The 18,568-nt window shown below is 57.7% G+C and carries 19 protein-coding genes; 12 read left to right on the top strand and 7 right to left on the bottom strand.

Annotated elements, in window-relative coordinates; translation table 11 throughout:
* Positions 1-45 precede the first annotated feature (45 nt).
* Genes FZZ88_RS08595 through FZZ88_RS08585 form a run of 3 tightly spaced genes read left to right on the top strand, consistent with a single transcriptional unit; the run spans position 46 to position 4,958 of the window.
* Positions 46-960, top strand: coding sequence for a branched-chain amino acid transaminase (locus FZZ88_RS08595; protein WP_115023068.1), 915 nt, complete (start codon positions 46-48; stop codon positions 958-960).
* 52 nt (positions 961-1,012) lie between these two features.
* Positions 1,013-4,639 (top strand): methionine synthase, encoded by a 3,627-nt coding sequence (gene metH / locus FZZ88_RS08590; RefSeq protein WP_166016551.1) that lies wholly within the window; start codon positions 1,013-1,015, stop codon positions 4,637-4,639.
* Positions 4,640-4,685: 46 nt separating this feature from the next.
* Positions 4,686-4,958 carry a DUF4090 family protein gene (locus tag FZZ88_RS08585; protein ID WP_115023072.1) on the top strand — a complete coding sequence of 91 codons (273 nt, stop codon included), beginning with the start codon at positions 4,686-4,688 and terminating at the stop codon, positions 4,956-4,958.
* A gap of 34 nt (positions 4,959-4,992) precedes the next feature.
* On the opposite strand, the gene FZZ88_RS08580 is transcribed toward FZZ88_RS08585, so the two are convergent.
* Positions 4,993-5,223, bottom strand: coding sequence for a hypothetical protein (locus FZZ88_RS08580; RefSeq protein WP_166016550.1), 231 nt, complete (start codon positions 5,221-5,223; stop codon positions 4,993-4,995).
* A gap of 111 nt (positions 5,224-5,334) precedes the next feature.
* Here FZZ88_RS08580 and FZZ88_RS08575 point away from each other — a divergent pair, with 111 nt between their 5' ends.
* On the top strand, positions 5,335-5,730 hold the full coding sequence (locus FZZ88_RS08575; RefSeq protein WP_166016549.1) for a DUF2237 family protein: 396 nt from the start codon (positions 5,335-5,337) through the stop codon (positions 5,728-5,730).
* On the opposite strand, the gene FZZ88_RS08570 is transcribed toward FZZ88_RS08575, so the two are convergent.
* Positions 5,712-6,440: an SDR family NAD(P)-dependent oxidoreductase gene (locus tag FZZ88_RS08570; RefSeq protein ID WP_166016548.1), complete on the bottom strand. Its 729-nt coding sequence runs from the start codon at positions 6,438-6,440 to the stop codon at positions 5,712-5,714. The genes FZZ88_RS08575 and FZZ88_RS08570 overlap by 19 nt on opposite strands.
* 76 nt (positions 6,441-6,516) lie before the next feature.
* Between FZZ88_RS08570 and FZZ88_RS08565 the strand changes: the two genes are divergently transcribed.
* Together FZZ88_RS08565 and FZZ88_RS08560 are read left to right on the top strand one after the other, a co-directional pair.
* Complete coding sequence (locus tag FZZ88_RS08565) at positions 6,517-7,437, top strand: SpoIID/LytB domain-containing protein (protein ID WP_226423616.1); 921 nt, start codon at positions 6,517-6,519, stop codon at positions 7,435-7,437.
* Positions 7,427-8,269, top strand: a complete 843-nt coding sequence (locus FZZ88_RS08560; protein WP_166016547.1) for a DUF4922 domain-containing protein — start codon at positions 7,427-7,429, stop codon at positions 8,267-8,269. Before FZZ88_RS08565 ends, FZZ88_RS08560 begins: the two co-directional genes overlap by 11 nt.
* Positions 8,270-8,289: 20 nt before the next feature.
* Here the strand turns inward: FZZ88_RS08560 and FZZ88_RS08555 are convergent, their stop codons facing one another.
* Positions 8,290-8,820, bottom strand: a complete 531-nt coding sequence (locus tag FZZ88_RS08555) for a hypothetical protein (protein ID WP_166016546.1) — start codon at positions 8,818-8,820, stop codon at positions 8,290-8,292.
* A 94-nt stretch (positions 8,821-8,914) separates the two neighbouring features.
* On the opposite strand from FZZ88_RS08555, the gene FZZ88_RS08550 reads away from it, so the two are divergent.
* A complete protein-coding gene (locus tag FZZ88_RS08550) occupies positions 8,915-9,547 on the top strand; it encodes a sigma-70 family RNA polymerase sigma factor (RefSeq protein ID WP_226423615.1) in 633 nt (210 codons plus the stop codon).
* Here FZZ88_RS08550 and FZZ88_RS08545 read toward each other — a convergent pair.
* Positions 9,532-9,717, bottom strand: a complete 186-nt coding sequence (locus tag FZZ88_RS08545; protein WP_226423614.1) for a hypothetical protein — start codon at positions 9,715-9,717, stop codon at positions 9,532-9,534. The genes FZZ88_RS08550 and FZZ88_RS08545 overlap by 16 nt on opposite strands.
* 155 nt (positions 9,718-9,872) lie before the next feature.
* Here FZZ88_RS08545 and FZZ88_RS08540 point away from each other — a divergent pair, with 155 nt between their 5' ends.
* Both FZZ88_RS08540 and FZZ88_RS08535 read left to right on the top strand, forming a co-directional pair.
* On the top strand, positions 9,873-11,417 hold the full coding sequence (locus FZZ88_RS08540; RefSeq protein ID WP_166016544.1) for a DUF3370 family protein: 1,545 nt from the start codon (positions 9,873-9,875) through the stop codon (positions 11,415-11,417).
* Between the two features lie 78 nt (positions 11,418-11,495).
* The gene (locus tag FZZ88_RS08535) at positions 11,496-12,443 is read left to right on the top strand and encodes a molecular chaperone DnaJ (RefSeq protein ID WP_206339076.1); all 948 of its coding nucleotides are present in this window, start codon (positions 11,496-11,498) and stop codon (positions 12,441-12,443) included.
* Between the two features lie 63 nt (positions 12,444-12,506).
* Here FZZ88_RS08535 and FZZ88_RS08530 read toward each other — a convergent pair whose 3' ends face one another.
* Positions 12,507-13,040 (bottom strand): YqhA family protein, encoded by a 534-nt coding sequence (locus FZZ88_RS08530; RefSeq protein ID WP_166016542.1) that lies wholly within the window; start codon positions 13,038-13,040, stop codon positions 12,507-12,509.
* A 532-nt stretch (positions 13,041-13,572) separates the two neighbouring features.
* Complete coding sequence (locus FZZ88_RS08525; RefSeq protein WP_115023095.1) at positions 13,573-14,067, bottom strand: allophycocyanin subunit alpha-B; 495 nt, start codon at positions 14,065-14,067, stop codon at positions 13,573-13,575.
* A gap of 100 nt (positions 14,068-14,167) precedes the next feature.
* Between FZZ88_RS08525 and rlmD the strand changes: the two genes are divergently transcribed.
* On the top strand, positions 14,168-15,565 hold the full coding sequence (gene rlmD, locus FZZ88_RS08520; protein WP_166016541.1) for a 23S rRNA (uracil(1939)-C(5))-methyltransferase RlmD: 1,398 nt from the start codon (positions 14,168-14,170) through the stop codon (positions 15,563-15,565).
* Here the strand turns inward: rlmD and pheT are convergent.
* On the bottom strand, positions 15,555-17,978 hold the full coding sequence (gene pheT / locus FZZ88_RS08515) for a phenylalanine--tRNA ligase subunit beta (RefSeq protein WP_166016540.1): 2,424 nt from the start codon (positions 17,976-17,978) through the stop codon (positions 15,555-15,557). The genes rlmD and pheT overlap by 11 nt on opposite strands.
* Positions 17,979-18,104: 126 nt before the next feature.
* On the opposite strand from pheT, the gene rpmG reads away from it, so the two are divergent.
* Entirely contained in the window at positions 18,105-18,299 is a 195-nt protein-coding gene (rpmG, locus tag FZZ88_RS08510; protein WP_006851071.1) for a 50S ribosomal protein L33, read from the top strand.
* A gap of 38 nt (positions 18,300-18,337) precedes the next feature.
* Complete coding sequence (gene rpsR, locus FZZ88_RS08505; protein WP_006041316.1) at positions 18,338-18,559, top strand: 30S ribosomal protein S18; 222 nt, start codon at positions 18,338-18,340, stop codon at positions 18,557-18,559.
* Positions 18,560-18,568 lie beyond the last annotated feature (9 nt).

Below are 18,568 nucleotides of genomic sequence, written 5' to 3'. Positions count from 1 at the left end.
GGTGCCCGGTGGTGAGAAGATTCAGCGATCGGATTCATCAAGGTGATGCATCAGTTCCTGCCCTATGCCTGGTTCCAGGGCCAGTGCGTTCCCTTCGAGGAGGCCAGGATCTCCATCGCCACCCACGCCCTGCACTACGGCACCGGAGCGTTCGGCGGGATGCGGGCCATTCCCGATCCGCAGAACAGCGACACGATGCTGTTGTTTCGCGCTGATCGGCACGCACGCCGCTTGAGCCAGAGCGCCAGGTTGCTGCTGACTGATCTGAGTGAGGAGACAATCCTCTCCGCACTCACCGCCATGCTGAGGGCCAACAAGCCTGACCAGCCGATCTATCTGAGGCCCTTCGTTTACACCAGTGATCTGGGCATCGCTCCGCGACTGCACAACATTGAGACCGATTTCCTGATCTACGGACTCCCCCTGGGGGATTACCTCTCCCCGGAAGGGGTGAGCTGCAGGATCAGCAGCTGGACCCGCCAGGAGGATCGCTCGCTGCCGTTGCGCGGCAAAATCTCCGGCGCTTACATCACCAGTTCGCTAGCCAAGACGGAAGCCGTACAGAGCGGTTTCGACGAGGCCCTGCTGCTGAACAGCCGCGGCAAGATCAGCGAAGCCAGCGGCATGAATCTTTTCCTGGTGCGCGATGGCCAACTGATTACGCCTGGGGTCGATCAGGACATCCTCGAGGGGATCACCCGCGCCAGCGTGATTGAGCTGGCGAAAGCGATGGAGATCCCTGTGATCGAGCGGCCTGTCGACAAAACCGAGTTGTTCATCGCCGATGAAGTGTTTCTGTCAGGCACGGCCGCCAAGGTGACGCCGATTCGGCAGATCGAATCCACGGTTCTGAACGCCGAGCGTCCCGTGATGAATGCTTTGAAGACCAAGCTTGTGGCCATCACCGAAGGTCGGGACCCCGCCTATGAGCACTGGGTGACCCGTATTCCGATCGCCTGAAGTTCGTCCTGAGCTTTTCCTAGGATTAGCTGTCTTCCCGGGAGTGAACGGAATGGTGGTGGCGCAGGCAACCCGGCAACTCACCACCTCCCGCTTCCTGGACCATCTGCACGGTCCCGACAGGCCTGTTCTGGTGTTCGACGGTGCAACCGGCACCAGCCTTCAGGACCTTGGTCTCACGGCTGACGATTTCGGTGGGCCAGACCTGGAGGGTTGCAATGAAAACCTCGCCGTCACCAAACCGGACGCGGTCAAGGCTGTGCACCGCAAGTTCCTGGAGGTGGGCTGCGATGTCATCGAGACCGACACCTTTGGTGCTGCCTCAATCGTTCTGGCGGAGTACGGCCTTGAGGACAAGGCTTTTGAGCTGAACAAACGGGCGGCGGAGCTGGCCCGGGAGATCGCCGATGAATTCAGCACCTCTGACAAACCCCGATTTGTGGCTGGGTCCATGGGACCAACCACCAAGTTGCCCACCCTGGGCCACATCGACTTCGACACGATGCGGGCCTCGTTCCGCGAGCAAGCCGAGGGCCTGATTGCCGGCAACGTCGACCTGTTCATTGTTGAGACGTGTCAAGACGTGCTGCAGATCAAGGCAGCTCTGCAGGGCATTGAAGAGGCATTTGAGGCCACCGGTGAGCGGCGGGCGCTGATGGTGTCGGTGACCATGGAAACCACTGGGACCATGCTCGTCGGCACGGACATCGCAGCGGTGGTGTCGATCCTGGAGCCCTTCCCAATCGACATCCTCGGTCTGAACTGCGCCACCGGGCCCGAGCAGATGAAGGAGCACATTCGCTACCTCTCGGAGCATTCCCCCTTCACCGTCAGCTGTATTCCCAATGCTGGTCTTCCGGAAAACATTGGTGGTGTGGCTCATTACCGCCTGACCCCGGTGGAGTTGAAGATGCAGTTGATGCACTTCGTTGAAGATCTCGGGGTGCAGGTGATCGGTGGCTGCTGCGGCACCACTCCCGCCCACATCGGCAGCCTGGCAGAACTTGCTCAGGAGCTCAAGCCAGCGGAACGCCCCTCCCGCTGGCACTGCGCCACGGCTGAGGACGTTCGCCCCAGCCTCAACTATGAACCGGCCGCATCATCGATTTACGGCGTCACGCCGTATTACCAGGACAACTCTTTTCTGATCATTGGCGAACGGCTCAATGCCAGCGGCAGCCGCAAGGTGCGTGAACTGCTGGCGGAGGAGGACTGGGACGGTTTGGTGTCGGTGGCCCGCGGCCAGGTGAAGGAGAACGCCCACGTGCTCGATGTCAACGTCGACTACGTCGGTCGCGATGGCGAACGGGACATGCATGCGCTGGTGAGTCGTCTGGTCACCAACGTCAACCTTCCCCTGATGCTCGACTCCACTGAGTGGCAGAAGATGGAGGCTGGCCTGAAGGTGGCTGGTGGTAAATGCATCCTCAATTCCACCAACTACGAAGACGGCGATGAGCGCTTCTTCAAGGTGCTTGAACTGGCCCGGCGCTACGGCGCTGCCGTGGTCGTCGGCACGATCGATGAAGACGGAATGGCCAGAACGGCTGAGAAGAAGTTCGCGATCGCCCAACGGGCCTATCGCGACGCCCTTGAATTCGGCATTCCGGCCCACGAGATCTTCTACGACCCTCTGGCGCTGCCCATCTCCACTGGCATTGAGGAAGATCGCCTGAATGGCCGGGCGACCGTCGATTCCATTCGAATGATCCGGGAGAACCTCCCAGGCGTTCACGTGGTGCTGGGGGTCAGCAATGTGAGTTTCGGCCTGTCACCGGCGGCACGGATCACCCTCAACTCGGTGTTCCTGCACGACTGCTGCCAAGCCGGCATGGATGCGGCCATCGTCAGCCCCGCCAAGATTCTTCCTCTGATCAAGATCAGCGAAGACCACCAGAAAGTCTGTCGTGATCTGATCAACGACAACCGGCGCTTTGACGACGGCATCTGCGTTTACGACCCGCTCACCGAGCTCACCACGCTGTTTGAAGGCGTCAGCACCAAAGAAGCCCGGGCGTCAGGCCCCTCATTGGCGGATCTCCCAATCGAGGAACGGCTGAAGCAACACATTATTGATGGGGAACGCATCGGCCTGGAACCGTCTCTCAATGAGGCGCTGCAGACCTATCCCCCCCTGCAGATCATCAACACCTTCCTGCTTGATGGCATGAAGGTGGTGGGTGAGCTGTTTGGCAGTGGCCAGATGCAGCTTCCCTTCGTGCTGCAAAGCGCCGAGACGATGAAATCCGCAGTGGCTCATCTGGAGCCGTACATGGAGCAGATCGAAGGGGAGAGCACCAGCAAGGGCAAGTTTCTGATCGCCACGGTGAAAGGCGATGTCCACGACATCGGCAAGAACCTTGTCGACATCATCCTCACCAACAACGGCTATGAGGTGATCAACCTGGGGATCAAGCAGAGCTGTGAAGCCATCGTTGAAGCCCAGCGCGAGCACCAGGCCGATTGCATCGCTATGAGCGGACTGCTGGTGAAGTCCACGGCCTTCATGAAGGACAACCTCCAGGCTTTCAATGATGCAGAAATCGATGTTCCTGTGATCCTTGGCGGTGCGGCGCTGACGCCACGCTTTGTTCAGAAGGATTGCCGCGAGGTTTACGACGGCAAGGTGATCTACGGACGAGATGCCTTCGCTGATCTGCGCTTTATGGACGCGTTGATGGATGCCAAGCGGAACGACAACTGGACCAACTCCAAGGGATTCCTGGCAGACGCACCTCAGGGCGTTGGCTTGGATGAAGAATCGAAACTCTCTGAGGAGGCTGTCGAGCCTTCCGCCTCCACTACGGATGCTCCAGCAGCGGATTTGCCTCCCGTCACCTCAGATCGATCTGAGGCTGTCCCCGCTGAAGCCGCACCGAAGCCGCCCTTCCTGGGGTCTGCTGTGATCACCGAAGACGACATCGACATTGCCGAGGTCTTTGACTACCTCGACCGCAATGCCCTGTTCGCCGGTCAATGGATGCTTCGCAAAACGAAGGAGCAGAGCCGGGACGATTACGAGGCGATGCTGGCTGAGAAGGCGGAGCCGGTGTTGCAGGAGTGGATGCAGCGCTGCATCGATGAGTCACTCTTGACCCCGCGGGCGGTTTACGGCTACTTCCCTGTGGGGCGCGATGGGAACAGCCTCAGGGTGTTCGATGCCGATGGCACAAGGGAACTAGGCCGATTTGATCTGCCCCGTCAACGCTCCGGCAACCGCTACTGCATCGCCGATTTCTTCAATGACCTGGACTCTGATGGACGCCCCACCGACGTGCTGCCCATGCAGGCCGTGACCATGGGACAGAAGGCGTCAGTTGTGGCGCAGGACTTGTTCAAGGGTGATCGCTACAGCGACTACCTGTACTTCCATGGTCTTGCCGTTCAGATGGCTGAGGCGATGGCGGAGTGGGTGCACGCGCGGATGCGCGCGGAACTCGGCTTTGCTGATCCCGACGGCATGGTTCTGCGGGATGTTCTGGCTCAGCGTTATCGCGGAAGTCGCTATTCCTTCGGATATCCCGCATGCCCCAATGTGGCCGATTCCAGGCAACAGTTGGAGTGGCTTGATGCCGAACGGATCGGCCTCACGATGGACGCCAGCGACCAGCTCGAACCGGAGCAGAGCACCACAGCACTCGTAGCTCTTCATTCGCAAGCTCGGTACTTCAGCGCCTGAGCCAAGCAGGACGTCCCATAACCTGAGTCGCCCTGTTTTGTTCACCATGGCCATTGCCGGACCTGATGGTGTTGATGCCGCCATCAAGGCGGGTGTTGATCTGGATGGAAGTCCAATTCCCGAAGCAATGCTCGCTCTCTACAACCAGGTGATGGATCTTGAGAGTCAGCGTGCTCGAAGTGGTGTTGTTAAGTCGATGCGCAACCGGGTGGTCAAGACCGGAGCCAAGCATTTCGACCAGGAGACTCTCAATCAGAGGCTGCAGGAGGCCGGATGGGAGGGTCTGAAGGACAAAGAGATCGCCTTCTTCTACGGATGATTCCGCACTGAAGCAGAGACTGCCTCTGCCTGAGTCAGTCCTGGCAGAGCTTCTCCATGGTGTCGATCACCTCCTGCTGAAACGTGTCCAGGGCGCTGGACTCACTCAGATCAAGGCCTTCCCCTGCGGCGTTTTGGGCCAGGTCCTGGAAATGAAAGGCTCCCTCTCCATTGGCAAGGAACTCGATCGGTGAGCTTTCGCCGCTCTCGCGAAATGCATCGCAGAGCGCCAGAAACGCAGCGTCTTCAGTGAACTCCCAATCCATCGAGTGGACATGACTGAAAGACCTTTAACCCGCTCCCCCAGGGGTTCGTCAACCGTCTGGAGTCAAAATGTGCCAGTCCTTGGGCAGACTCCCCTTCTCTCCATCAGTCAGATGTCCAGCAATAGCCCCGAATTTTCACCGGCCAGCAACGTTCTCGGGGAACCGCTGCAGAGTTGCAGTTGCGAGCCGATGACGGGCTGGTATCGCAATGGTCTCTGCCAAACCGATCCAACGGATCACGGCCAGCACAGCATCTGCTGTGTGATGACCGAACAGTTTCTCCTTTACAGCAAGGCCCAGGGCAATGACCTGATAACCCCAGTGCCAGCGTTTCAATTCCCCGGGTTGAAACCTGGGGATCACTGGTGTGTTTGTGCACCGCGATGGAAACAGGCCTACGAAGACGGCGTTGCGCCCCTTGTCCGGTTAGAGGCGACAGAAGACACGGCACTGAACGTGGTCAGTCTCGAACAGCTGAAGCAGCATGCTCACCAGTCGATCGACTGACCATCCCAAGCGAGAAAACGTCCTGACTGGGCTGGGGTCTGTTGAAGCATCACCTCCACCAACTGCCGGGCAGCCCGTTCGGGTGTGAACAACTTCTCGGGTGCGACAAAGCTCTGGAACGGACGAGACAACGCTGTGTCCGTTGTGCCCGGATGCAACAGGCTGACCGTGGCAAGGGGCCAACGGCGGGCCCATTCAATGCTCAGAGAGCGCAGAAGCTGGTTCTGCGCCGCCTTAGCAGCCCTGTAGCCGTACCAGCCACCACTGCGGTTATCACCAATGCTGCCCACCCGGGCACTCAGGCTGGCGAAATGGAATGGTTGATCCCGCTCCAGTAGAGGTTCAATCGCTTTGGCCAGGAGGATCGGAGCAATGGCATTGATTCGGAATTGCTCCTCCAACTGGGAGCGGTCGACCTGTTGAAGACGTTTTTCTGGATGAAGCTCAGGTCCGTGTAGACGGCCGGTGCAGTTGAAGACCAACCGTAGGGGCAGCGTCTGTGTACGCAGCGTTGCGGCCAGACCGTCCAGATCGCTGTCGTTTTCGATGTCAAAACGCAGTGAGCAGGCTGATGGACCATGACGTCCAGCGGTCAGAAGCTTGAGGCCAGGACAGGACCGCCTCAGTTCCGCCGCGACCGCCGAACCGATGCCGCCAGGACCGACCACCAAGGCCAGGCCAACCCAGTCGGTCGAGGACGCTTCGACCATGTGATCTTGCTGCGGAGTGGAGACCGTCTAACGGAAATCGGGCATCATCGGCTGCAAGCTCAGTCGAGCAACTTTGGTGGCGAATCGCAGTCGTTACTGGCCCCCTGCAGCGCTCGGAACTCTGCTCATGACCGCCTTGGTGGGCTGGCTTGCACGACCTCCTCTCCCTCAACAAGCCGACCAGAGGCCTCTCAGCCTGCTTGAGCTGCTCGAGAATGAGTCGATCGATGCTGGCGCAGCCCCATCCAGAACGGCGGCCGTTCAAACACCTAAAAACGTCGTTCCCAAGGTGCCAATAGGGGCTGAAGCCGTTCCACTTGATATCCGTGTTGGTCTGGTCAGCCAGACGCCGGTCACAGCTTTCTGGCCGGGTCGCGACGTCCTGTGTCGTAACCATGCGGGCTCTGTGATCCCTGCACAGCAGTTGGGCAGCACAATCGCTTCATCCACCCAACAGGAGATTCACTGCTCCGGAGGGCACGTTCAGATCAATCAACAGCGCTATCTGGGGGATGTATCTCTGCTCAAAGGCCAACGTGATTGGCTCGCCGTGATTTCCCTGGATTTAGAAACATATGTGGCCTCGGTCGTCGGTGCAGAAATGCCCAGCAACTGGCACCAAGAGGCCTTGAAGGCACAAGCTGTGGCAGCACGCTCCTATGCCCTGGCGCACCTTGCAAGACCAGCGACAACGGCCTATCACCTGGGCGACACGACGCGCTGGCAGGTGTACTCGGGTGAGACAAGCACCACCCAGGCCAGTCGATCAGCTACCTGGGAGACCCGAGGGATCATCCTCAGTTACGCAGGTGGCATTGTGGAAAGCCTGTATGCATCAAATGAGCAAGTCAGTGCTGAAGCCCATGGCCATCTCGGCGCAAGCATGAGTCAAACCGGGGCACAGCAACTCGCCCGTCAAGGACTCTCCTTCAATGTAATTCTTGGCAGGTACTACGCAGGAGCCTCGCTGGCACGGTTGAAACGGCATGACCAGTGAACTGCTACGTCAAGCGAATGCCGTTGCGGCTGAGGCGAAAGCATCGGGAGCGTTGGTTCCGCTCAAGACCTCGCTAACGCACCTGATGGGCGAGGGAGGCACCAGCTTTGAGCTACGCCATCTCCTTAGCGCAACACCAAAACACTTGCGAGCCGCAGGCCCCAAGCCGAATCCCTTCCTCCCCTGGGATCAACGTCTGGAGGTGGAACAGATCGGGGATTCGCACGTGGTGATTTTGAACAAATATCCGGTTCAGTCCGCCCACATGCTGCTGATTACCCAGACCTGGCAACCCCAAACAGGTTGGTTGTCCCTTGACGATTGGCGTGCCCTCGCCTTAGTCGATGCAACAACCACTGGATTGTGGTTTTTCAATAGCGGTCCCAATGCTGGCGCCAGTCAGCCGCATCGGCACCTGCAGTTGTTACCTCGAGCGGCAGGGGAACCGATTTGTGCACGGCAAGATTGGTTCCGACGTTGTGCTGCAGGTCCAACGGCCCTGGCGGATGACCCTCTGTTCCGGAGTAGCCGTGTTGCACCGCTCACTTCACCCCTGACAGGGGAAATGCTCCACCAGATCTATCTTTCGCTTGCTGGAGAACTCTGGCTGGGATCCCCGTCAAACGACAGCTGTCCAAGGGGTGCCTACAACCTTCTGTTGTCACGCCAGTGGATGGCCATTGTTCGGCGTAAATCGGAAGGCATTCGCGGTTTCAGCGTCAATGCCCTCGGTTTTGCTGGGTCCTTGCTAAGTACCGATGAATCCGATCGTGAATGGATTCAGAGATCAGGGCCAGAAGCCCTGCTTCGCGCTGTTATTGAAGCGGTCTGAGGCGAGTGAGTCAAAGAGGCTCAGGCCTTTGCTTTCTCCAACTGGCCGATGATGAAATCCCTGTATTCAGAGGCCAGGTCTTGAAATCCCTGTTCGATCAAACCGGCAATCACATCAACTGCATCGTCTTCGCACTCCGGGATCAGCATCACACCACGCTTGCGGCCCAGGATCATTTCTTGAATGATTGGTTGCATTTTTCTGGGCTTACCTGAGGGGTCCTCTAGTAATTCGTTGGCAGGAATGAAGCGTGCACGATGTTGATCGTCGGAATTGATTTGTGCAATAAAGCAATACTGAGTTTTGTTGATATTCACCAATCCCCTGAACTCAGAAAGATCTTCTGTGGCATCAACACAGCAAAAGTTATTGCTTTGGGAAGGGCATTCACCATCAAAGCCACGAATTCTGGTGATCGTTGCAGTGGCATCAAACGACTCTTGACCCAAACGGGTCACCAACGATTCACAGAAAGCTCGCTTGTCCAAGGCCAAGAGGTAGCAAAAATCATTAGAGCCGTATTCAAGCCCCAACTTTGTAGCGATAGGCACAGGCTGTCGACGGTTCCCGGCACTTCCGTGGTGGCACGGATGCCAGGGCTTACCCCGCTCTGCCAAGGCTGGAGATGAGATCGACACGCATCCTTTGAACAAGAACTGCCTCCAGCATCGGAACCGTCAGATTCAGGAAAACTTGCATCTGGTCCGTCCCATTGCGCGCCATTACGCCCTGCAAACGGGCCTCGATCAAGATGATCTGCTGCAGGTGGGCTGTCTCGGACTGATCAAGGCTTCAAACCGATTCGAAACCAAGAGAGGAACAACATTCCCCAGCTTCGCTAAACCGCATATCCGGGGAGCCATTCTTCACTTTCTACGGGACAAGGTCGGTGTAATCCGCCTTCCAAGGGCCGTTGAGGAACGGGCCATGAGGATGCTGCGAAACCCTGAAGGCTGCTTAAACGCTGCTGATGCTCTGGTCGTTCACCAGTACCGCAGCAAGCATCACTGGGTGGAGTTCAACGATGACCTGGTCGACGACACCCCGCAGGGAATCGAATTGGTCGCACGTCAAGAAGCGTGGAAGAGGGTTCGAACAATGTTCCTGAGGATTGGAACAGATGAACAACGTGTCCTGCAGATGGTCGTGATCGATGGAATGAGCCTTAGGCAGGCATCGCGACAACTCGGGATTTCAGCGATGACGGTTCAACGACGCGTCAAACGCGGCCTGAGAAGCCTCGCGAGCCAATTGAACGAAGATCAAGCCTGGGTTTGAGTGTCGCGTTCCATTTGTTCCTGGAGTGTTTTGATGGCGGCGTTCAGGGCCGAAAGTTGCCGTTCAGCACTATCCCTCCAAAAACGCAACATCGACAGCTTCCGCTCCTGATGATGCCGGCGCAAGGTTGCGTGATCAGTGGTGCCGCTGCAGCAGAAAGGAGGAAGCATGTCAGCAAAAGCAATCCCTTAGATCCTGACGGATTTTCAGGCGTGATGCGACTCTTCAATCAGTTGGCTCTCGCAGGAGGTGGACCTACGGTGTGGATTAACAACATCTGCACTGTGGTGTCGACGTCCAGGCGAACACCACGACAACACGTCGTATGAGTCTCAGACGAGTCCCAGCATTGGTCTTGCTCTGCGTCTCATTTGCAGGACTTGAGTTTGGATTGCAGGGAAGGGGCGAGGCATACGTCGCCTTGATGGCTGGTCAGCGTGCACGCCCCTTAAAAGGGACGTTTAACAACGTCCCGGTTCTGCATTCAAACCAGCCGGAGATTGTTACTGGTCCAGGGATTCTGGTGAACACAGCGCCTGGATCTGCCATCGCGGCTGAGTCCAACCAGCCGCTTCGTAACGCCGCTTACTCCTTCAACGGTGAGTTCGGCGTTCACATGCATCACAAGTACTACCCCCAGGACCTGTCCAAGCTTGGTGGACGTCGATCCAGGGGCTTGATGACCCTGGCTCTGATTGCAACGAATCCTGGATCGAAGCCAATCACGCTTCAATTCGACCGTGGTTCCGTCAAAAACAGTTTTGAGGCGCCGTATCACCCAAATCGCCTGATGGGGGTGAAGCCCCTGGGGAAGCGTCCTTGGAATACAGGACCGGGTGATGCCACTGCCGTTCAACTGCTTCGCGGTGAATTAGACCGCAAACTGCCCGATCGGCTTGAGATACCCGCTGGAGGTCGACGGGTCGTGGTACGTACCGTGCTGCCTGCCCGTGGCATCGCCAATGGTCTGTTGAGGGGACGCAGCAATGGTCCTTTCACCATGGCTGTCGTCGCAGCTGAGCAATCAGCACAGGATTCCGATCTCTTTGCGGTGCTGGAGTCAGGTCGCTTGGCGCCTGGACGGATCTACCTCAACCGAATTCGTGAAATCCAGCTGGGCAGGGTCTTCTCGCGCGTGGCTGGAGTGGCTCTCGGCGATGCTTACAAGGCCGAGATCCACCATGATCTCAGTCAGGGGGCACTCCATGTTCCCCTTACCAGTACGAAGCGGCATCACTTCGGCACGAGCGACATTCAGGTCAATCCACTAACAACGCGGATGGTGGATTCTGCTTTGAACAACGTTGGCACCTACGGTGTCCGTTACGACGTGACACTCAACCTTTCAGGTGCGGGCCTTCATCAACTGGTGCTCAGTCACCCGGTTGTTTCCGGAAAGAAAACGTTCACTGCCTTCCGTGGTTCGCTGCAGATTGTTCAAGATCAGACCCTTCAGGAGGTTCATGTCGGCATGCGCTCTGGCGAGAGCCTTGCTCTGACGGATCTCAATTTGGCTCCTGGCACAAGTAAGGCTGTCAAGGTGAGTCTGGTTTATCCAGCGGATGCCACACCAGGCCACCTGCTCAGTGTTGTTCCTGCGCAGCAACTGGCCGTGCTTCACCGCCGCAAGCAGCAACAGCGGGACGCCCTGATAAAGCTCGCTGAAACCAAAGCTCGCAAGGTGGGGCCCAAAACCGCACCACCACAACCCCCGCTAACGCCTGTTGTTGTGAAGCCCGCTCCCATGCAGCAGAAGCAGAACTCCGCACCCCTTCCTTCGATCCCTGCGATCGTGCCTGTTACCAGTCCTCGCTACAGCGAGGTTATCCAATCGCAGCATCAGTGGTTGCTTCAGCTGCAGGGTCGATAACCTTCGCTGAGCAGGACTGAACTTTTGAGCGGCGAGGACTCAAAACGTCAAAGGATCTCTGTCGAGATGTCAGAGCCCATGGTCGAGTTGATTGACCAGCTCAAGGGTGAATACGGAGCACGCTCTCGGGGGCGTGTTCTCGAAATGTTGTTGCAGGATCTGCTCGATCCAGCCGATGGGAGCACAGGCCCTGAGGAAACATCCGTCAACGACGAGGTCGAACCAGAGGCGACCACTAGCACCGATGAGATAACGAGTCTGGTTTTGATTGGCTCCGGAAGTCTTCTCCACAATGCAGAACCGAGCCAACCTCCCGATCCAAGAGCAACTTCCGCCAACGTTTCTTCGGGCATTGACCTTCCAGGCTTCGTAAGCAAACGAACCAGTCAGCTCAAAGCGACACTCAGGTCGCCGCAGCAACGAGATTCCGCTCAGAACGACCCTCTTGTATCCACGGTTGATCCCTCTGATTTACAAGATGCCAGTGCTGCTGCTGAAGATCACTGGAGATCACTGTATGGACAACCACCGGGCCCCACGGTGATCGAAGCCTCCATGACTTGGCTGGCCCGGGACGTTTGGTCCAGCACCGACGCCAGTGATGGCCGACCGTTCACATGGTCTGCCGCCAATGCTGCTGTTGAGACGCTTTGTACTGGATGGGAGTCCCGTGAACCTTCCCTCGGCCGTGTGATGGCCGTGGCAGGTGCGCTTGAGGATCCATTCGCCACCTCGTCGCTGGCCGAACGCATGCCGACATTGATCCGCCGGTTCGTGAATCGTTTTCGCCGCAGCCGTCAGGTCACGTCCTTCGAAACTCTTGAGTCCACGATGACCGTCCACGGAGCGCTCAAGCTCTTAGGGCTGTCCACGCGAGCGGGCACAGCAGTGACGTTGAGCTCCATTCGGGATGCCTACAAGCAGCGTGCCCTGGAAGAGCATCCCGACGCTGGCGGATCAACCGATGCGATGCGTCGACTTAATGAGGCCTACCGACTGCTGCGCGAGTTGTACCGCAATCGCTAGCTCAACCGTCTAAGGCAAGGCGCAAGCCTGGACTCTGAATAAGTCGCACCTGAGACGATTGGTCTAGGCCTTTTCCTCCGCTCCATGACTCCGAACAATCAACCAGGCACTGAGAGCCAGCATCACCACCGATCCACTGAGTGCCAGTAAATCTGTGGCATTTTTCACCTCGAAACCAATTGTTTTTTTGAACGCAGCGACAATCAGGCCAACAACAATCACGTTGGAGAGATTGTTTTTAAGGCTTTGCAGGCTGTTCACCGAAAGGATGTTGGTGTGTTGCTCAGAGCCTCCTTCAAGGCGCGGATCAAGATCTGAAATTACCAATTCATAAATGCCGTATCCAAAGATGAGCAGGGCAATGCCGATGACGAAATAATCAACACCGCCCACCATCTGAGCAATTGTCTTTGCTGCGATGCTCTTTGCACTGAATGGCATTCGCAGGATCAAGAGAAAAGCTTCGAACACTTCAATCGCCCCAATCACGAAGCAGCCCACACTGCCGAGAAGGCTCAGCACTACGGGAACAATGCTGATCAGGCGGAATTTCCAGATAACCCGTTCAAACCGCCTTTCAACCCAACGGGCGACCATGAGAAATGCACTGCAATGCCTACGGCTAGCACAGGGAAGAGTGATCTAACTTGCCTAGCTTGCGACTCATTGCCAGTCTCGTTTTGCGTCTTACGCGCGAAGCTTGCTAATTAATAAGATCACAAAAAGCTGTTTTTTTATTGGATCACCCCTGAGATGGATTGCAAGCCATTCCAGCGAACAATAGTTCCGATTATCGTTCGTCCATGGCCAGTCCAGCTCTTGTGCGCGAGTCGCTAGAACCCTTGATTGCAGGCATTTTGACGCTTGCGTACCTGCTGTAGACACAGGTACGCAAGCGTTTCTTCCTGGATTCCGGGTTTTGGGACCTGTTTATGCGTCTCTCAGGTCACTTCCTGGAATTATTTCTGGACTCCCACTGTGTCTTAGGCAAGCCGGTTGAGATCATCCAGTCGACTTAATGTTCTCAGCTGCGTCGCACCCTAAGTCTTGTGCTTTGTCTCAAAAGAGATAGATGAGCAATAAAAAACCGGGCCCAAATGCCCGGTTTTCAGCGATGACGAACCTTGGATCAGGTTGAAGTTTGCATGCCTTGAATCAGGTAGTCGAAATAAGGCGACGTGAGCTTCACCTGCTGTTCCGACAAAAGCGCCAGGGAGGCGTCCTTCATGCACTTGATGGCCTCCACCATGCCTGGCATCGGAACACCCAGGCTGTTGTACATCTCGCGTGCGCCCACTAAGCCGATCTCCTGGATCATTTCGGTACTGCCCGCAAGGACTCCGTACGTGACCAAGCGCAGGTACCAGCTGTAGTCACGCAGGCACTGGGCGCGCTGACGTTGACCGTAGGCATTGCCGCCGGGGGCGACGTACTCCGGCTTACGACCAAACAACTGCTTGGCAGATTCGTCGACGATCTTCTTTTCGTTCTCGGTCAGAACCTTGACCACCGACACGCGCATGGCGCCTTGGTCAAGGAAATCCACCATCGTGCGGAGTTCGCCACTGGTGGGATACCGCAGATCGTCATCGGCCTGGAGGATGAGATCCCGGACAACGCTCATGGAACTGGGCAGGCTTCGTGGAGTTTAGTGGTCTCGACCCGTTCACCCGACCCAACTTCGCCCGGGTGTTACGCCATTGCAATGGCAGGGAACCTTGAGCATGACCTACGCCGACAGCTCGAACAGCAGTGAACCGCGGCCGGGGCTCACCATCGAGGTGGAATCTGTTGACCTCGACCGTGAAGGAAAAGGACTGGCCCGTTGGAACAACTGGGTGATTGTCGTGCCTGATCTCCTGCCAGGGGAGCGTGCGACTGTTCAACTCCAGCAACGCCAACGTTCCCGCTGGCTGAGCCGACGCGTTGAGCTGATATCCGTCTCCGAGGTTCGCCGCCGTCCCCCTTGCATCCTCGCTGACGACTGTGGTGGCTGCACCCTGCAACGTCTCGATGATCCAGCTCAGACCCGTTGGAAAGAGCAGCAGATCCAGCAGACCATGCAGCGGATAGGAGGAATCAACCTTGCACCCGCGGCTCCCCTGGTTGATGCCGACCGTTGCTTCGGCTATCGCAACCGAGCCCTGATTCCATTAAAGCGAGACCAGAACGGACGCCTGAAAGCTGGATACTTCCGTCCCAGGTCTCACAAGATTGTCAATCTGAATCACTGTCCGGTGCTTGATCCACGTTTGGATGCACTGTTGGAACCCATCAAAAAAGACCTTGATGCAGGGGGGTGGCCGGCCGACCATGACCTTATCGATGCCCAAGGTTTGCGTCATCTCGGGCTTCGTATGGCCAGCGCCACTGGCGATGTGTTGATCACTCTGATCAGCAGCCATGGCCAACTTCCTGGACTCCAGGACCTAGCCCAGACCTGGGTTCAGCGATGGCCTGAGGTGAAGGGTGTCTGCCTGAACCTTCAACCGAAGGCCAACAATCTCGTTCTCGGTCGAACGACCCACTGCCTCGCCGGTTCGCCGACCATCGAGGAACAGTTCTGCGGCATCAAGCTTTCCCTGAGCAGCACCACCTTTGTTCAGGTCAACACATCACAAGCGGAACGCATTGTTCATCGGCTGACTGACTGGCTGTCGGTTCAATGTGGTGGCGGAACCGTGGTCGATGCCTACTGCGGCGTCGGAACCATTGCTCTACCCCTGGCAAAGGCTGGCTTTCATGTTCAGGGTTTGGAATTGAATCCCGACTCTGTGGAGCAGGCTCGGCTGAACGCCATGCACAACGGCCTTTCCTCACGCTGTGAATTTCATCCCGGTGATGTGGCGGATCTGCTCGCCTCTCAGCTTGAGAACTGCCAAGCCCTCGTTCTGGATCCACCCCGACGGGGCCTCGATCGCCGCGTGGTAGCCAGCATTCTTGAGCAACCTCCCGAAGTGCTGGCTTACCTCAGTTGTGATCCCGCCACCCAGGCAAGGGATCTCAAAGAACTACTTGCACCATTAGGCCCCTACGAGCTGGAAACTCTTCAGCCCGTCGATTTCTTCCCCCAAACAACTCACCTTGAGTCGTTGGCGCTGATGAAGCGAATTAACTCCTGAGCTCGGCCTGAAACTGCTTGCTTAAAGCAGCCCGTACCTTGTCGTGCACCGGCTGGATTTTGTCGTCAGTCAAGGTTTCGTTCTTGCCGCGATAACGCAGACGAAAGGCCTGGCTGACCTTGTTGTCTCCGAGTTGCTCACCTTCAAACCGATCCACCAACTCCACCTGCTCCAGCAGAGGCTTTCCCGCTTTGCGGATGGCTTGAATCAGATCGGCAGCTGCACTGGCTCGGTCAACCACCACGGCAAGATCCCGCTCGCTGAAAGGCACGGTTGGGTAGGGCTTGAAGGATGGCGTCCAGCGGTTGCTGCGGGTGGCGGCATCCAGCAGTCGCGCAAGGTCGAGTTCGAACAGATAGGTGGCTTCAGGAAGATCAAGCTCCTCAGCCATGGCTGGGTGAAGCTGACCGAAACAACCCAAGGGGCGTCCCTCCAACACCAGGGTGGCGGCCCGGCCGGGATGCAGTCGTGGATCGTCAGACAGGCGACGATCAGACAGCTCCAGTTGCAGGGTTTCCATCACCCTGGTCAGCACACCACGGGCCTGGAAATAGTCCGGCGCCTGCGGTTTACCACTGGTTTTCCAGATGGAGAGGCGCCGATCTCCGCAAATCACGCCACCGAGTACAGCTGTTTGGTTCACCGCTTCAGCTGATCCGCTGTATGTGTTGCCGATCTCGAAGACGGAACACCCGCGCTGGGATGCCTTCAGGTTGCGCACGCAGATCTGAAGATGTTCCTCCCAGAGATTGGTGCGCAGATGGCTGGTATCGGCCAGCAAAGGATTACTGATGGCGATGCGCTGTTCTTGCTCTGAACCCGGAACAAGCGACAGGGTGGTCACTTCCTGAAGGCCCGTCGCACAGAACAGCTGCCGTAAGCGCCGTTCCGCCTGCTGGCGCGGTGTCAGTACACCTGGTTCCAGCGGATCAGGCAGATGAGTCCCGAAACGGTCGAAGCCGACCAGACGCGCCACTTCTTCAATCAGATCCACTTCACGCTGCAGGTCTTGGCGTCTTGAGGGTGGCGCTATGACCTGCCACCCCTCGTCAAAGGCTGAGAGTTGACAGCCCAGGGCTGTCAAACAGGTCTCGATGCTGCGGTCGTCCAGATCTTCAGCGCCGTCCGGCCTGACGAGAGGGCCAAGCAGTTGATGCAGTGCATTGCGCCGCAACATCACTGGTGCGGGTTCAGCGGGACCATCCCCACCAACCCAGCGGCCCGTCTCGGTGCAGGCGAACTCCTTGTTTAACAACGCAGAGGCCCGAGCTGAACAAGCCAGGGTCATCTCTACGGGCAAGCCTTTTTCGTAACGGCTGCTGGCATCCGTGCGCAACCCAAGAGCCCGGGCGGACTGGCGAACCCGCGGTGGTGCAAACAGGGCGGATTCCAGCCAGATCTTCCGTGTCTGGGCGGTCACGCCACTCTCGAGACTCCCCATCACCCCCGCGACGGCCACAGGTCGGTCATGACAGGTGACGACCTGAACGCGGCTGTCGAGGCTGCGCTTCTGATCATCCAGACCCACAAAGGTTTCCCCGTCGCGAGCGGGACGGACAGCAAAACTCTGGGCATCCACCGGATGCCCTGTTAGTTGTTCCAGCGCATCGGCATCAAAGGCGTGGAGGGGCTGCCCCTGCTCCAGCATCACCAGATTGGTGACGTCGACCACCGCATTCACGCTGTTCACACCACCGCGCTCAAGCCGCTGCTGCAACCAGGTCGGTGACTGCTTGGAGCCATCCACGCCCTCGATCCTGGTGATCGAGTAAAAGCAGCCATCCATGTCCGTGGTCAGCGGTGTGGTGCTGGGATCAAGATCCAGCTGGGGCAGGCTCAAGCTCCCACCGGTCAGGGCCGCCACCTCGCGAGCAATACCCACCATGGACAGGCCATCGGGGCGATTGGCGGTGATCGCCAGCTCCAAGACGGTGTCATCAAGGCCCAGCAGTGGCGCCACTGGTGCACCCGTCGCAGGCAGCGTTGCCTGGAGCTCATCAAGGATGGCGATGCCTTCGGATTGCTCCGTCAGGCCAAGTTCCGTCAGGGAGCAGATCATCCCGTTGCTGGCGACTCCGCGGAGTTCGCCGGCCTTGATCGTCAAACCAACGGCGGGAAGGGTCGCTCCGACCATGGCGACTGGAACATGAATGCCGGCGCGAACGTTGCTGGCACCACAGACGATCTGGATCGGCTCCTGGGCACCGACATCGACGCTGCAGACGCTGAGCTTGTCGGCATTGGGGTGTTTGTCCCGTTCGAGCACATGGCCGACCACCACGCCCTGGGCGCGCGCGCTGAGGTCATCAACGTCGTCCACCTCAAAGCCCGCCATGGATAGACGCTCCGAGAGATCGTCCACGGATTCATTCACCTGGACCAGCTGTTTCAGCCAGGAGATGGATACCCGCATCGGATCAAAGCCAGACAGCGCGCGATCTTAGGAAGTCCCCCTTGGAGTGCTGCTCAGTGCCTGTCGGGTCAGGGGGTAAGCTCGATGTTTGTCAATTCGCTTCGCACCTGCGGCGCAACGTCCTTTATGGCCAAGAACAAGGGCGTCCGGATCGTGATCACTCTCGAGTGCACCGAATGCCGGTCCAATCCCGCCAAGCGTTCACCCGGCGTGTCTCGCTACACGACGGAAAAGAACCGCCGGAACACCACCGAACGGCTGGAGATCAAAAAGTTCTGTCCCCACTGCAACAAGTCCACGCTCCATAAGGAGATCAAGTGACCTTGCAGGTCCGTCTTTCCTCCATCCGTTCCTGAGTCATGTCCAGCTCCTTCTTCAAGAAGCGTCTCTCGCCGATCAAGCCCGGTGATCCCATCGATTACAAAGATGTGGATCTTCTCAAGAAGTTCATCACCGAGCGGGGCAAGATCCTTCCCCGTCGCCTCACCGGTTTGACCGCTAAACAGCAGCGCGATCTCACCAACGCCGTCAAGCGTGCACGCATCGTTGCCCTTCTGCCGTTCGTGAACCCCGAAGGTTGATCCTCGGGC

The sequence above is a fragment of the Synechococcus sp. PH41509 genome (genome assembly GCF_020514285.1).
In the GTDB taxonomy this organism is placed as follows: Bacteria; Cyanobacteriota; Cyanobacteriia; order PCC-6307; family Cyanobiaceae; genus Parasynechococcus.
The sequence above is the reverse complement of the archived record's forward strand: the minus strand, read 5'-3'. Positions and strand labels throughout refer to the sequence as shown.